General features: G+C 36.0%; 10 protein-coding genes and 2 pseudogenes. 2 read left to right on the plus strand and 10 right to left on the minus strand.

The window, feature by feature from the left end; all coding sequences use genetic code 11:
• Positions 1–61: 61 nt before the first annotated feature.
• From I6L31_RS06125 to hsdR (I6L31_RS06140), 4 genes and pseudogenes are all read right to left on the minus strand, one after another.
• Complete coding sequence (locus I6L31_RS06125; protein ID WP_005005247.1) at positions 62–3304, minus strand: RNA-directed DNA polymerase; 3243 nt, start codon at positions 3302–3304, stop codon at positions 62–64.
• A gap of 15 nt (positions 3305–3319) precedes the next feature.
• Positions 3320–5662 carry a restriction endonuclease subunit S gene (locus I6L31_RS06130; protein WP_005005248.1) on the minus strand — a complete coding sequence of 781 codons (2343 nt, stop codon included), beginning with the start codon at positions 5660–5662 and terminating at the stop codon, positions 3320–3322.
• 15 nt (positions 5663–5677) lie between these two features.
• On the minus strand, positions 5678–7153 hold the full coding sequence (locus I6L31_RS06135) for a type I restriction-modification system subunit M (RefSeq protein WP_035272208.1): 1476 nt from the start codon (positions 7151–7153) through the stop codon (positions 5678–5680).
• Positions 7154–7203: 50 nt separating this feature from the next.
• Positions 7204–8490 (minus strand): annotated as a pseudogene (gene hsdR, locus I6L31_RS06140) (EcoAI/FtnUII family type I restriction enzme subunit R); the annotation flags it as partial.
• Positions 8491–8578: 88 nt separating this feature from the next.
• Here hsdR (I6L31_RS06140) and I6L31_RS06145 point away from each other — a divergent pair.
• Positions 8579–9702, plus strand: a protein-coding gene (locus I6L31_RS06145) for an IS3 family transposase (RefSeq protein ID WP_171064979.1) whose coding sequence is annotated in 2 segments (ribosomal slippage) — positions 8579–8831 and positions 8831–9702 — 1125 coding nt in all. Because the reading frame shifts where the segments join, the coding sequence is not laid out codon by codon here.
• Positions 9703–9704: 2 nt separating this feature from the next.
• Here I6L31_RS06145 and tnpC read toward each other — a convergent pair.
• From tnpC to I6L31_RS06170, 5 genes and pseudogenes are all read right to left on the minus strand, one after another.
• Positions 9705–11312, minus strand: coding sequence for an IS66 family transposase (tnpC, locus tag I6L31_RS06150; protein ID WP_004985690.1), 1608 nt, complete (start codon positions 11310–11312; stop codon positions 9705–9707).
• Positions 11313–11386: 74 nt separating this feature from the next.
• Positions 11387–11722 (minus strand): IS66 family insertion sequence element accessory protein TnpB, encoded by a 336-nt coding sequence (gene tnpB / locus I6L31_RS06155; protein ID WP_004988643.1) that lies wholly within the window; start codon positions 11720–11722, stop codon positions 11387–11389.
• The gene (gene tnpA, locus I6L31_RS06160; protein WP_004985693.1) at positions 11719–12147 is read right to left on the minus strand and encodes an IS66-like element accessory protein TnpA; all 429 of its coding nucleotides are present in this window, start codon (positions 12145–12147) and stop codon (positions 11719–11721) included. The genes tnpB and tnpA overlap by 4 nt, the downstream gene beginning before the upstream one ends.
• Before the next feature lie 179 nt (positions 12148–12326).
• Positions 12327–13426, minus strand: a pseudogene (hsdR, locus tag I6L31_RS06165) (EcoAI/FtnUII family type I restriction enzme subunit R); the annotation flags it as partial.
• Positions 13427–13592: 166 nt separating this feature from the next.
• The gene (locus tag I6L31_RS06170) at positions 13593–14477 is read right to left on the minus strand and encodes a hypothetical protein (protein ID WP_005005254.1); all 885 of its coding nucleotides are present in this window, start codon (positions 14475–14477) and stop codon (positions 13593–13595) included.
• A gap of 136 nt (positions 14478–14613) precedes the next feature.
• On the opposite strand from I6L31_RS06170, the gene I6L31_RS06175 reads away from it, so the two are divergent.
• On the plus strand, positions 14614–14799 hold the full coding sequence (locus I6L31_RS06175; RefSeq protein ID WP_005005255.1) for a hypothetical protein: 186 nt from the start codon (positions 14614–14616) through the stop codon (positions 14797–14799).
• 207 nt (positions 14800–15006) lie between these two features.
• Here the strand turns inward: I6L31_RS06175 and I6L31_RS06180 are convergent, their stop codons facing one another.
• Complete coding sequence (locus tag I6L31_RS06180) at positions 15007–15219, minus strand: helix-turn-helix domain-containing protein (RefSeq protein WP_005005256.1); 213 nt, start codon at positions 15217–15219, stop codon at positions 15007–15009.
• Positions 15220–15240: the final 21 nt, after the last annotated feature.

Genomic DNA, 15240 nt, shown 5'->3' on the forward strand with positions numbered 1-15240 from the left:
TTACAGATTCCATCAACTACATTAATTCAAAAAAATAGAGCCTAATGGCTCTATTTTTTTCTTACTTGATGGGAGGTAATAGCTTTCTGGATTGTATTATTTCAAATCCTTCAGGTAATGGTTTAAATTTATCACTATCTTGAGTCCACCTCTTTGCATGGCTCTGAAAAGCTCTTAATTCTTTAATATCTAGAGTAGCAGCTACTACAAAGTCATTTTCGCCGCCTCTAACTCTTGCTAAGTCGCGATTATATGATTTTTTAGCTGGAACCCGAATTCGACTATCCCCATATATTCTATTATTTACCAAAATCGTATATGCATGAACGTCTAAAGCAGCAGATTCAATTAATGTAGAGAAAGTTTCTAAATCTTGATTCCAGCTAAGAATTGAGAGTGCATCTACTTTTCCTTGAAAACTTATTCTTGATTTACTATTTTGCAATTCAGAGCACACCATTACTCCAAAATAAAAATTATTGTGAATATAAATTGGCTTTCTAAGTGATCTTAAAATACCATCTTTACATCTACGTCTTGTTAGATCAAAATCCCACTCTTTACCATATATACTTATTAAATCTTTATCTTCAGCTACAGCAGGTTCTAACTTTGGCTGCCAAATTTTAGAAAATGTTGAATACCCTAAACGATTATCAGCTAATATTAATACTGCTTCACTGATAAGTTTATTAGTACCAGTGTGACGGTATTCTGTTCCTGCTATAATACTAATCCCTAGAGAGCAGAGCCTTGATGCAATACTATCAACCCAATCTAATGGTATAGATAGTTCAGGAAAGATTACATAATCCGGTTTAGGTTTTAATTTTAAAATATCATTAACCAAATTAGATATTCTTTGATATCTATCCAAACTTAAATTAGGTTTATTTGCTGCTGAACTAGCCCAATCTTTTTCTGTAGTCTTTAAATTTGTTAAGGCAATAATAACGTTGTCTCTATTATTTGTGCCTATCTTTAAGAATCTACGTGGTTTTTTTGACTCAGGATTTCTTCTTATGCTGTCAATTTGCTTATCATTTTCTATTGCTAGTAAGCTTGGTTTAATCCACACGCCTCGCATAGCTTGTGTATAATTAGCCCAAATTAATGCAGGTCTAGTTGGACAAACTTTTCCTTCATTAGTTAAAAGACCTACACATTCTGGTGCTAATTCGGATATTTCTAAAGGGGTGTAAGGTCTTGTTGGAAACAAATATGGCATGTAATTTTCATAAGAGTATTTGCTCTGCTCAACATACTTTAGTCGTTTTTTATATGATGACTTAAGGAAATTTTTTAGTGAATCAAAACTAATTAAATCGATTTTTTCAAACTTCATTTTAATTAATTTATTTTTCTCACCCAAAGAGCTTTCAAATAATTGCTTAGACTCTTTGAAATTCAAAATTTCTTTATATGGAATTTTAGCTAAATCAGCCTTAGCGACCAATGGAGCATTATTATAAAAATCAATAATGTCTGAATCAAAAATTAATAAGTCATTAATAGAATGTATGCTATCTATCAATTTTTTAAAAAATAATTTTTCAATTGCCTTTTGTTTAGTTTCCTTCTCTTTAAATAATTGTTTAGGATCAAAATATTTTGTAGCTGCATCTATAAATAATATTGTTAGCGAACCCGAAACATATTTCCATACTTCTTCTCGAAGCTGACATTCTGTACCATTAATTTCACCCAATGGTTCAAAAATTCGATTTTTTATAATATCTAGTGCTTGATAGGATTTAAGCACTATTAACAGTGCTTGCTGCCATTCATTCAGACTAATAGCAAAGCCAAGAAGACGAGGTAAATAATTGAAATGATCAAAAATAACATCTGCTCTTAAGATATGATTATGAGCAAATTGATAAAACTCGTCTCTCTGCTCTTTCCATACCTTTGGTGGTAAATCTCTAGCAAGAGTTTCCACATGTCTTAACTGTAAAGACCAACTTAATCTTCTTAGAGTTAGACCATCTGCACGACGTAATGTATCTGCATTTTCACCAACACTTCCAGCAGCTGATAAAACCTTTGCAGCTGTTGATTTATCAAGTTGATCAGGAGAAGGCATTAAACGATGTTCACTTGAAAGCTCATAAATATCTTTTTCAATACTATCAAGTAAATCTAAACCCATTTGCCCCTGCAAAATAAATAACTTTTGCTTATTAGATTGCAAACAAATTTGGGTTTTATTATTTTTAAAATATGGTTGATTAATAGACCAATTGGTAGGTTCATCTGCATCTTGTACTAAGACCTTTTCCCCTATACGCTCCCTTAAAAACTTCATCAGTTTATCACTATTTGTAATATCCCCCGCATCTCTTAAGACTAAGAACATATCATCCACATAGCGACCATAATGTATTGGAGTTAATTTTTCATTAATCAATTTATCCCACTTATGAAGTATCATATTAGAAATGATTCTACTCGCAGTTAATCCTATAGCTAATCCACCTGTTATACTTTCAGACTGATCTGAAATTTTTTTAGAAAAATTAGCAGCTTCTACTGCCCATTTTTCTAAAAAATCAGCTAATTGTTGAGTAAATAAAAGTTCATTCTTATCAAGCTCAAAATCAAAGGAGTCAAGAAATTTTTTAGATGAAATAATTTTCGGATCAATATAATGATAATAGCTTTTCAAATCCAAAGAGACAGCTATCACACTTTTATCTTTTTCCAATTCACATCTAATAGCATTTAATCCGTCATTACGCCATTTTTGATAAGGTTGAAAATAAGGCAAAAAAGAACCTATAGCACTAATATGAAAAGGTTTATATGTACCAAGAGGAGAATCATTATCAATGCGTTTAAGCCTCGCACCATAGCAGGATTCTGATAATTTTTCATCAAACTTCTCTCCAATCATATTAATCCATAAAGCAGAAATAATATGAGTTTCTACAGGAAAATCCCCGATTATTCGAAAAGAAGGTTCTAATTTATTTTCAGAAAATAAATTATCTAATATTTTTTCAGGATTAGAAAAGTGTACATGAGCTATAGAAGAATTATTTTTCTTTTCAATTTTTAATTTTTTCGGAACGACTCGATAATCACCTAACAACTTTTTATTTACCTTAAATCCTTTCTTTCTCTTGAGTTGTGCAAGTAGATCATTTAAATTTTCGAGCAAGTTTTGTTCGTATTTAGCAAATTTTACAGCTGTTGGAAATGTATTCTCAAAAAAACAATCTGCTTTAGCTTTTCTATAAGCGACTAATAAATCCTCCAGTTGAAGATTTTCCCATCCTGTAAAAACAGCCTGATACGACATAAATTCCCCTTTCAATTATTTTATTGGTGTTATGAAATGTAACATCATCCACTTGTAACCATTTAATACTTCAGCTTTACTAAATCGATTCTTTTCTTCCGACCAAGCATAAAAATCTTTCAAAAGCTGTTCTTCAGTAACAGATCGTTTTTTCTCTAACAAACGTAACCAACAAGCAAAAAGTGTTGCAACAATTTCTATATGGTCAGACTTACTTGTTCTAAAAAGTCCTATTAAGTCATAAATCTCAGATCCATCCTTAGCAAAGTACCTATTAAATACCGATTTATGATCATTACATCTACTGAGAGGTTTGTACTTTAAGTCCCGCTTAGGATCGTAACTAAACCACTCACGATCTTTAAACTCTTTATCTAAATAACGTGCCATAACTGGATCGTAAGGACCAGCAGCATGTTGTTTAAAATCAGCAGCTAAATCCATATGTTTTAGTTGTTGGCATAAGTAGATCAACTTTTGCAGTTTTAAATGACCAAAAGTTGGTTCTGTATGTAATTGAAACGTGATTTCAGCAGCTAAAGACAAAAGTTTCACATCATCGTCAACACTTTCTTCTGTAAACAAATCAATTTGATCAGTACTTTTTTGCTTCGAATTTTTAACTATCTCAATTGGCTTTTCAAACTGGACAATATTGTCTGTAGTTTCAGATTTACTCTTATCGTTTGAATCATTCAATGCACTACTAACTAAGCTATCAGCCAAATGAAGTTTAGTTTTACGTAATTTACTTTGTAGAACCTGAAAGTGCCCAATAATAGAGAAGAGTTGATTTACTTTTTTAACAATACGTCTTTGCTCATTTAATGGTGGTAAAGGTATAACAATATTCTGTGATTTTGTCACAGAGATATTGTCTTGCCCTGCTGTACCAATCAATTCAATTTGATTCAGAAATGAGCCTTCACATAAATATGTATACAGATATTCTGAAATATCAGGAATTAAAACACCAAAGAAAACTATGGCTTGGTTACAGTTCCATTCTGGATAATCATCAGGAATAATTGCAATTTTACCCAAAGGTGGACCAACAATGTTCATGACAACATCATTAGGATAAAGTCTTGAGCGACTTAGCTTTCCTTTATGAATTTCATCATCAATAAATTGCTCTTTATAAGAAAAATCTATCTTCTGATCTCTAATATTATAGACTTTAAGGAAAGGGATACCCGACTGTGTGAATTTATCTGCGCTAGGTGTAGAACCTGAAGAAATTGGACGACAAAGATCAGCGATTTTTGTGTAAATCCACCCACTAGGCAAATCAAAAGGCTTTTCTTCATCACTTATTTCAGGCAAAGGCTTGGACTTCTTAATCCTCCCTTCTTTTTCTAATCTTGCTTTCTCTTGAGCAATTTGTTCTAGCAACTGGCTTGCTGGTTCATCGCTGGGGTCTTGTTTTACTAGTTTACCCATTACAGCCAACTGCAAAATCGTTTGCTTTAACTGCTCAATACTGTATTCAGTGGTAAATAAAAGATCAAAGTTTTCTGAAATACGTTGCCAATTCTGTTGGAACTCATCAACATTAGATGAGTAAATCAAAACATTTAACAATGTATCAACTAATTGATCATGTGCTTCTGAGCTTAAATTGTGCTGTTGTTCAAGTTGATCACAAAATTGCATAAGCTCATCGACTTTAGCAACAATACGTTGTTGTTCTTCTAATGGTGGGATGAGTATTGGTAAAGGGTAAATTTTAGCTCCTGAAATTACAGGCTGAGCAGTAGCACTTGAATTTTCTTGTAAATCAATTGATTTAAGTAAGAGTTCTAAATATCTAATTATAAAACAGTCTTTGGAAAATTTTGTAAGGAAAGCATTATCTGTTACCCAAGCCTGAGGTTCAGTAATATGAATTGAACCACAATAATAGCCTACACGACCAATAACTAAGGTCGGTTCACAAACATTGTATGAATCATGGTAACCAGCAATACCATTTCCCCCATAAACAGGAATTGAACCTTCTTGATTCATTTGTTTTGAGGTTAAGCCATCTCCTGAATTTATTTTTATAGTTTCCCCTAGAATTGAAACAATCCAATTTTCATGAGGCACGCTAATAGTTTTGTCTTTTACTTTTTTAAAACTATTTCTTGAGATAAATTTTAAATCTAAGGAAGCAAGGTCTACTGAGTTTTCATTAGGTCGATATGTATCTAATTTTCCATTAGTAGCTAAATGGACTATCAAATTTCGTAATTTTGAAATCCCATAAATTGAATATCTAGAACCTGAACTACGTCCACGTCCCGACTTTTTCTCAGTTTCTGCTGTTAACCAAATATCTAAATCCTCAGTAATGAGTTTTTTAACATCTGTCATTTTACTCATCCCGAACTATTGACCTAAAGCTTCATCTAAAATTGCTTTTAATTGCTGACGAATTTTAGCAACCTCAGCCTCAAGGCTCTCATATTTAGCCAAAAGCTCTTTAGGGTCTTTTACATCCTCTTCAACCTGATGCGGATTTTTTATATCAAGATTATAGCTGCGACCAATAATATCTTGAAGTGATACTTTCCATGCCTGTTCATTTGCTACACGACTCGCAAAATTATCACCTTCTTTGCCCCACCATGCTTTTAAAGTGTCGAACTCTTTAAGCTGAAGCGGTTTAGTTTTGTTATACGCTTTTACACCTTGTGGCAAATGATGCTCATAGAACCATACCTCTTCTGTTTTCTTGCCTTTGGTAAAGAACAATATATTGGTACTAATCGATGTATATGGTGCGAATACAGACTTAGGTAAACGAACAATCGTATGTAGATTACAATCTTCCATTAATTTTTCTTTAATCGCAGTTTTAATGCCTTCACCAAACATAAAACCATCTGGTAATACTACTGCTGCACGACCATGCGCTTTTAAAAGCTGAATGATCAACACCATGAATAAATCGGCAGTTTCACGAGTCTGGAATTTTGAAGGAAAATTCTTTTCAATGCCTTGTTCTTCCGTGCCACCAAATGGAGGATTAGTCAGAACTACATCTACACGCTTTTCTTTAACCCAATGATTCAAAGAGTAAGAGAGCGTGTTATCTCTAATAATTTTTACTGGTACATCAATGCCATGCAGAATCATATTGGTTGTACATAGCAAATGTGGCAAAGGCTTCTTTTCAATTCCGTAAATACTATTTTGTAATATCTTCTCATCTTCAGCAGTTTGAACATAATTTTCACGCTTATGTTCAATTGCAGAAGTAAGGAATCCACCTGTACCGCACGCAGGATCAAGCACAGATTCACCTAATTGAGGATCGATCATCTGCGCCATGAAAGTTGTGACTGCACGTGGAGTATAAAACTCACCTGAGTTCTTAGCAGCTTGCAAATCACGTAATAATTGTTCGTAAATATCACCAAAGGCATGACGTTCTTTAGATTTATTAAAATCAAAGCCCTTTTGAATCTGGTTAATGACTTTACGAATCAAACCTCCAGATTTCATATAGTTATATGCATCAGCAAATACATTTTGTACTACACGAGCGCGTGGATCATCATTTTCAACAGCTAAATTTTGTAATGCAGGAAACAATTCATTGTCGATGAAATTTTTAAGCTCATCTCCTGTCATACCTTCATCATTTGCTGCCCAATTACGCCAACGGAATTTCTCAGGGATTGGTGATTTAAAAGTTTTACCTTCAAATAGAGCCAAAGTTGCTAGTTCATTTTCTCGATCATCAACAACTTTAAGGAACAACATCCATACCAACTGCCCTAAGCGTTGGACATCACCGTCTACGCCAACATCTTCACGCATGGTATCCTGAATGGATTTAATTGTTCCTGAAATGCTCATACTACAACTGCATCAATAAAAATTTGGCGGCAATTGTACCAATCAGACGATTAAGATGCATCCTCATATAAATGATCTCCTAATTCTTTTAAAGCATTTGTATATGCTTCAACCGACCCAAATGACTGAATAATTTCAATGATTGACCCCATTTGATTAAACGGAGGAATTTGTAAAATCTTTACATCTTCAATTGGCTCAATCCCTTGATCAGCATATTTATCTAGTAAAGCATCTAATACCTGACGAGCCTGATCATTATATTTGGTAAAATAGTTACGTTTACGCACATTGTTAGCACGTTCTTTTTTAGTTAATGCAGGCTGATCGAAAGCAATATGGCAAATCATATCAAAAGGATCAAAGTCTTTGCCCACTTCATCCTCTAACGCTTCAAAAATTACGCCCTGCTTTTTGAACTCATCAATAATAAGTGACTTTTTATCAGTACCTTTCCATTTTCTTAAAAATGCATCTAAAGATTCATAGTCTTTTAAAATATGCTGACGAGTATAATCTTTCAGAGATTCAGTCACTAATTTTCCATCGTTATCATAAAACTGAACTCGCTCTCCAATCACATTAACAGCAACATCATTTACATAGAATTTTCTTGGTGGCTCGCCATCACCCCCACCAGTATCGTCACCATCAGAAGTACCACCTGTTGTTGAATCATCATCAGGATAATCTGTCTCATCACCTTCATCTCCAATATCTGGCTCATCAAGTGGTACGACAGGTTCATCTGGTTTAGGCTCATAAATGACAACAGGTTCACCGTCAAAAGCTGGATCACTAAAAAGTTCTGTCGCCTTTTTGAAATCCATAATCGTAAACCAAGTTTTTCCAAACTCTTCATTGATACGTGTACCACGACCAATCATCTGTTTAAACTCAGTCATGGATTTAATATGCTGATCAAGCACAATCAATTTACACGTTTGTGAATCCACGCCTGTAGTCATCAGTTTAGACGTTGTTGCTATGACAGGATAACGTTCCTCAGGATTAATAAAGTTATCTAGTTCAGCCTTACCCTCTTTATCATCACCAGTAATACGCATGACAAATTTACGATTTTCTTTGATTCGTTCAGGGTTCAAGTTAGCTAAAGCTTGTCGCATACGCTCTGCATGATCAATATCATCACAGAACACAATTGTCTTGGCGTAAGGATCAGTATTCACCAAAAATTCTGTAATTTTTTGAGCGACAAGTTCTGTACGCTTCTTTAAAACAAGCCCTTTATCCATATCTTTAAGGTTATAGATACGATCAGTAATTTCGTTGCCATGCTGATCCTTTTTGCCTTTTTCTGGTCGCCATCCTTGTAGAGAGGTGGATCAGGAAATTTGAACAACACTTATAAGTGATATTTTGCTCCCCAAATGATGTTATAAACATCAATATATGGAGTATTTTATGGCACGTAGACCAAGAAGAAATCATTCAAATGATTTTAAAGCTAAGGTAGCACTTGCTGCGATTAAAGCAGAAAAAACACTTGCTGAATTGAGTGCTGAATTTGATGTTCATCAAAACCAAATTATCGACTGGAAAAATCAACTGATTTCAGCTTCCTCGCAAGCTTTCGATCAATCAAAAGCTCCAACAGAACCACCCATCGATCTAAAAAAACTACATGCAAAAATCGGTGAGCAGGCATTAGAAATTGATTTTTTAGAAGGTGTGTTGAAGAAACTGGGCCGCTTCAACCACAAAAGTTAATCGATGACTCACTTCAGATTTCAGTATCTAAGCAAGCTCAGCTGCTGAAAGTCTCCCGTGGTTGTTATTACTATCGCCCAAAACCTGTGAGTGCATCAGATCTGAAGCTAATGCGGTGTATGGATGAGTTACATATGCAATACCCTTTTGCAGGTAGCCGGATGATGCGTGATTTGTTGAATCGTCAAGGACATCATATAGGACGACGTCATACACGTACTTTAATGAAGAAAATGGGCATTAATGCGTTATATTGCAAACCAAATTTAAGCCAGGCTAATCAAGCTCACCGCAAATATCCATATCTGCTCAAAGGATTGGCTATTCAGCGCAGTAATCAAGTGTGGTCTACGGATATAACGTATATCCCTATGGCAAAAGGCTTTGTTTATTTATGTGCTGTGATTGATTGGCATAGCCGCAAGGTACTTGCGCATAGAGTATCGATTAGTATGGAGGTTACATTTTGCATAGAAACATTAAATGAAGCTATTGAAAAATATGGTCGACCTGAAATATTTAATACAGACCAAGGCAGTCAGTTTACCAGTGATGCATTTATTGATGTATTGAAATCAAATGGCATTCAAATCAGTATGGATGGTAAAGGTCGATGGGTTGATAATGTGATGGTTGAACGATTATGGCGGAGCGTTAAATATGAAGAGGTGTATCTCAAAGCCTACAGCAATGTTTTGGATGCGAAGAAGCAATTAAACGCATATTTTGAATTTTATAATTTGAAACGACCTCATTCGAGTCTGGACAAAATGACTCCAGATGAGTTTTACTGTAAGCATCCAGTGAACCGCACTTGAATTCAAGCAGGCTTCCAGTTATGCGGCAGCAACTCTTCAATGTCTTTCATTTTATGCGTTGGTAACCTTCTAAGAACATCGGTTAAATAAGCATATGGATCAAGACCATTGAGCTTGGCGGACTGAATTAACGTCATGATATTGGCTGCCCGTTGACCACTTCGCAATGAGCCAGCAAATAACCAGTTCTTACGTCCCAAAGCCCATGGTCGCATTTGATTTTCCACCCAGTTATTACATATAGGCAAATGACCATCATCCAAATAACGGCTTAAGGCAGACCAACGTTTTAGACTGTAATTGATCGCTTTTGCCGTAGGCGAACTTGCTGGTACTTTGAGCTGATGTTGTTTGAGCCAATCATACAGTTGCTGCATGATTGGCTCACTGTCCTGTTGCCTTCGCTGTCGTCGTTGTTCTGCTGTACAGTCTGGAATGTCTCTTAATTCTGCTTCAATTCGGTAAAGCTGTTGAATCATTGATAACGCTTGCTCAGCAATCAAACTTTTACCCGTCACATGCAGCTCATGGAATTTACGACGGGCATGCGCCATACAACCCACTTCAATCATCTGACCTGAGGCAAAACGTGCCTTATAACCACTGTAATCATCACAGACCAGATGACCTTGCCAGCCTTTAAGGAAATCTTCGGCATGTTGACCTGATCGACTCGCTTGAAAGTCATACACGATCGCTTGAATCGAATTGTACTGTGTGGTGGCATAAGCCCAGACATAACCTTTCTTCGGTTTCTTCTCAGCAATCTGCATCACGGTCACAGGCGTTTCATCTGCATGAATCACCTGTTGTTGTAATATGATCTGTTTTAAAGCTTCTGCCAATGGCTCAAGTTCCACGCCGCAACGGCCCACCCAATCAGCTAAAGTGGATCGAGCCAAGTCTACGCCAGCTCGTTGGTAGATCAGTCTCTGACGGTATAAAGGTAAATGATCCGCATATTTGCAAACCAGTACATGGCTGAGCAGTTCAGGGCTCGCAATGCCTTTATCAATCACATAAGCAGGCATCGGTTCCTGCTTGATGATTTCGCACTGATCACACACCCATTTGCCACGGATATGCTGCTCTTTCATAAACTGTGCGGATTTAAAGGTCAGTTTCTCACTGACATCTTCACCGATACGACGCAAAGTACAGCCACAAGTGCATACTATTGAGGCGGGTTCATGCTCTATACGAATGGTGGCGAGATGATCTGGCAGTGCTCGACGTTTAGGTTTGATTGCCTTGGTTTTATGGGTGTTGGGTTGATCCGCATTCAGTCGTTCCAATTCAAGATCAACGGCTGCGATGTCTTCTTCGACTGCTTCATCTAACAGGCTAATTTGTTTAGCTGTTAAGTGTTCATTCTTCTGAGCGAATTTATGTCGTTTAAACAGAGCAAGTTCATGCTCGTATTTTTGCGTGAGAATGGAAAGATGTTGAACTTTGGCATCTAGGTGTTGATTAGATTGTTCTAACTGTTGTTTTGATGCTTCAAGCTGCTGCTTATCTTCTACAAGTTGCCGATTCTGCACTGCCAACTGCTGGGTAAATTCCAGTAATTGTTCATGGGTCAGTTGGCTTAAATTAGGCAATATATTCATGACCGCAGTATGCCTGAGATCAGGTCAAGGAGGAAATAGATCCTTTGGAGGATGGCAAAATAGATCTATCTGGTTTAGAGCATATTGACCACCTGAGATTGTCCAATTCTCTGCCAGGCTAAACCCTGAATCAGTGCCTGTAATTGTTCTACACTGATACTCATTGTTTCACCCTGATGAATCTTAGCCCAGTGGAATTTCCCTTGTTCCAGCCGCCTTGCACAGAGCCAAATACCCAATCCATCATGTACCAATACTTTCATACGATGACCACGTTTATTACAGAACAGATAAGCACAATGCGGTTTGACACAGCCGAAGGCTTTAAGAACTTGAGCAAGTGCAGTATCTGTACCTGCTCGCATATCCATGGGCTGGGTAGACAACCATATTTCATCAATACGAATCATTTGATCAAGCCTTGCAGCAGACATAGCAATTCAGTTGTTGATTCCACAGGCCACTCGATTTCAATCATTTGATGTCTTACGGAATGTTGTTCCTCATGCAGTGGAATCCTGATATAGGCAGTAGCTTTCTCCTCTGGTACAGACGGCGGTGATGTCTCTTGTTTGACTGGCATCGGGTGAGCAATGACAGGAAGAAAGTCGGCCTGTGGGCTAGGCGGTCTTTTTAATGGAGGGGGCATTGATTCGGACTGGCGAATCCATTTATGCAGTAGATTGGCATTGATCTGATGTTGCATTGCAACCTTGGCCACAGATGTGTCTGGCTGCTGGCATTGTTGAATAAGCTTATTTTTAAATTCAGCTGTGAAGGTTCGGCGGGGCTTTTTTAGCGTCGGTGCACTGTCTGTAACTGTCTTTAAATCCATAAATAGGTGTCCACTAAAATTTAAGTGGACACTATCGGCATATACATGCGTTAGAAAAAGTGGGGTTCAGCGGACGCTTACGTTTTACTATGACCAGCTACCACAACAAAATAAGGTAGCTTAACTAGAGCAGAGTATCACTTATAAATAAGCTTTTAGTTGTTCAAACATGTGGGACCACCTCTTAGGTCTTTATCTATGTCGATACGCACAACTTTATAAGGTGCAAGGAAACCATCTTGAATCCCTTGTTTCAACGTATAGGTATAAACTGGATCACCAAAATAAGTAATGTTTGAAGTATCTTTGGTTTCTTTTGGAGTCGCTGTTAAACCAACATGGGTGGCTGAACTAAAGTATTCTAAAATTTCACGCCATGATGAATCTTCTTTTGCACTTCCTCGATGACATTCATCAATCACAATTAAGTCAAAGAATTCAGGACTAAACTGCTTGTAGATGTTCTTTTCTTCTTCTGAACCAGTTACTGCTTGATAAAGCGATAAATAAATTTCATAACTCTTATCAATCATACGTTTTGAAATTTTAGTCATGTGCTGACCAAAAGGTTTGAAGTCTTTATTTTTAGTTTGATCAACTAAAATATTTCGGTCTGCCAAAAATAAAATCCGTTTTTTTGCACCCGACTTCCATAAGCGCCAAATGATTTGAAAAGCTGTATAGGTTTTTCCTGTACCTGTTGCCATGACAAGTAAAATACGGTTTTGCCCTCGCGCAATGCTTCTATCGTTTTATTGATTGCGTTAACTTGGTAGTAACGAGGAATATTTCCAGAACCATCATCATAGTAAGGATATTCAACGATTTGCTTTGATTCAGGAGTAGTCAAACCATTATATTGTTCATACAGTTTCCATAACCGTTCAGGTGAGGGAAATTCTTCCAATTCTAGTTCTTGCTCAACTTTTCCAAATAGACCCGTTTGGTCATGGAATAAGAAGCCATCGCCATTGCTTGAAAAAACAAAAGGTACTTGTAAACAATCAGCATAGGCTAAAGCCTGCTGCATACCAGCTCCTAGACTATGATTATTATCTTTAGCTTCAATGATCGCTAAAGGAATATTTTTCTTGTAGTAAAGAACATAATCAGCACGTTTACGCTCACCACGAGTATGTAGTTTTCCACGCACCATTATTTGACCATTGGTAAAAGTCACTTCTTCACGGATTTGATGTGCAGTCCATCCTGCTTGTTCTAAGGCAGGGTTGATAAATTTACTACATATATCTCGTTCAGATAGTTTCTTCTTATCCATTCTAAAGCCATATATTTGATCTTTATAATTAGAATAAAGAATTTTGCAAAGTTTTGATAGTTAATCAATGATTTAATAGAAGTAACAAAGAACAACTTTAAAAGCTGACTATACAACATAAAATTAATTAGCTAAATTTTAAACCCCATCAAATTCTAGTTACTATTTAGTAAGTACACTTATACCAGCCCTGCTTATCATCCCATATAACTTGCCCCGACTCTAACGGTGTCTGTTTATATAGAACATTTGCTCCTGATGAGATTTGATTGAAACTATTCAACCAACCTTTAAAATTAATTTTTAAATTGACATGATCATTTGAAAAACTTTCTAAATTAGCTATGACCAAACCATCAACTTGACGATAAGTTGGCTGCCCTAGAACAATAGTTCCTGTAAATTCAGATAGTCTTGCATTTTTACAAATCGTTTGACCAATATCTTTAGGTTTAGGAGCATTGGTTATGAGATTTCTTTCATAGTTATTTTTCAATTGTTGTTGTTCAAGTTTGTATTGTTCAATAGCTTGCTTTTTCTTATTGTCTTCAATATTTTTCTTCGACTGATATGCAGTCACACCACGATAGACTTCATCATCCGAAATAACCATAGTCTTAAGAGTGACAAAGTTCAAAGGCTGCCCCATTCCTCCAATACGAGATGAAATAGGTTCAATCGAGATATTCCATGGAGTTTTTGCCGCACATTTGAATGTACCTGTGGCTGAAACAAGCCGTTGATTATTCAAAGCAGAAATATGTGTACCACTCAAATACTGGAACATGCTCTTAGACATTTGAAAGAAACGACCATCTTGGCTAGCACATAAATTACTCATATAGGTATAAGGAATTAAGGCATCGGGTACAGCATCTTCAAATAAGTATTCCTTACCATTTCCGTCTTTACCGTTTAGAGACTTAGAATTAATTAAATGATTTGGTGTGTTATAAGCTTTTACATCACTAGGCTTAATTGAGTTAACTGTTACACATCCTGCAAATGGTAAACATACGCTTAGAAAAGTAAATAAATTTATATTTTTCATTTAGATGATCCACAACAATATATAAAACCAAATATTTTTACTATTATTTAGTAAAGTAAGATTAGCACAAAAGAGGATTATAATCCCCAAAAATATTAATTGAAATTACGATGTCTTAAATTTGGAGTTATATTTTATGTCTAAATTCCCAGATGACTGCCGAATGACGCCTGAAGAAATTGAAGAATTACGTCAAGATACTAAGAATGCCGAGAAATCAGCTGCATATTTAGCATTGCTAAGCCAGATAAAACCATTCGACTTATCAAAAGTAAAACAGCTACAAGATGTTGAGCAGGAAAAAATAGAAAAGATGAAATGAAAGCTTAAAAGACCTCATTTCGCAATTCAAAAAGACACGAGTACAAAAACGCGAAAGCTCGGACATATCTTGCCGAGCCTCGGAATTGGGGTTGCCTAATCTTATAGGTACTCCCTAGTGACCAAGGCTATACCACTTTGATTGCTCAGTCAAATGTACAGGTGATGTATGAATTTAATTGTTATTGAAAATAGAATGAACTCTTGCTCAAGCTTTAGGTAATAAAGTTTGAGGTTCAACTTCAAGCATATGTGCAATTTCATAAAGCTTAAGAACTGTGATATTGACTTCACCCCGTTCAATTCGACCAAGATAACTACGATCAATATTACAAAGTAATGCTAATTTCTCTTGGGTAATTTTTTGATCAACTCTGCATGTGCGAATTGCATGTCCAATTTTTTGTGCTAAATCGTTCATAAGTTCTATTCCCATAAAGAA

It is taken from the genome of Acinetobacter septicus (genome assembly GCF_019355975.1).
Lineage (GTDB): Bacteria > Pseudomonadota > Gammaproteobacteria > Pseudomonadales > Moraxellaceae > Acinetobacter > Acinetobacter ursingii.

Coding starts and splice junctions, on each gene's coding strand:
- tnpB (WP_004988643.1), bottom strand. CDS start 11,722: ATGATTCGTATTGATGAAATATGGTTGTCTACCCAGCCCATGGATATG.
- I6L31_RS06135 (WP_035272208.1), bottom strand. CDS start 7,153: ATGAGCATTTCAGGAACAATTAAATCCATTCAGGATACCATGCGTGAA.
- tnpC (WP_004985690.1), bottom strand. CDS start 11,312: ATGAATATATTGCCTAATTTAAGCCAACTGACCCATGAACAATTACTG.
- I6L31_RS06180 (WP_005005256.1), bottom strand. CDS start 15,219: ATGAACGATTTAGCACAAAAAATTGGACATGCAATTCGCACATGCAGA.
- I6L31_RS06175 (WP_005005255.1), top strand. CDS start 14,614: ATGTCTAAATTCCCAGATGACTGCCGAATGACGCCTGAAGAAATTGAA.
- I6L31_RS06130 (WP_005005248.1), bottom strand. CDS start 5,662: ATGACAGATGTTAAAAAACTCATTACTGAGGATTTAGATATTTGGTTA.
- tnpA (WP_004985693.1), bottom strand. CDS start 12,147: ATGGATTTAAAGACAGTTACAGACAGTGCACCGACGCTAAAAAAGCCC.
- I6L31_RS06125 (WP_005005247.1), bottom strand. CDS start 3,304: ATGTCGTATCAGGCTGTTTTTACAGGATGGGAAAATCTTCAACTGGAG.
- I6L31_RS06170 (WP_005005254.1), bottom strand. CDS start 14,477: ATGAAAAATATAAATTTATTTACTTTTCTAAGCGTATGTTTACCATTT.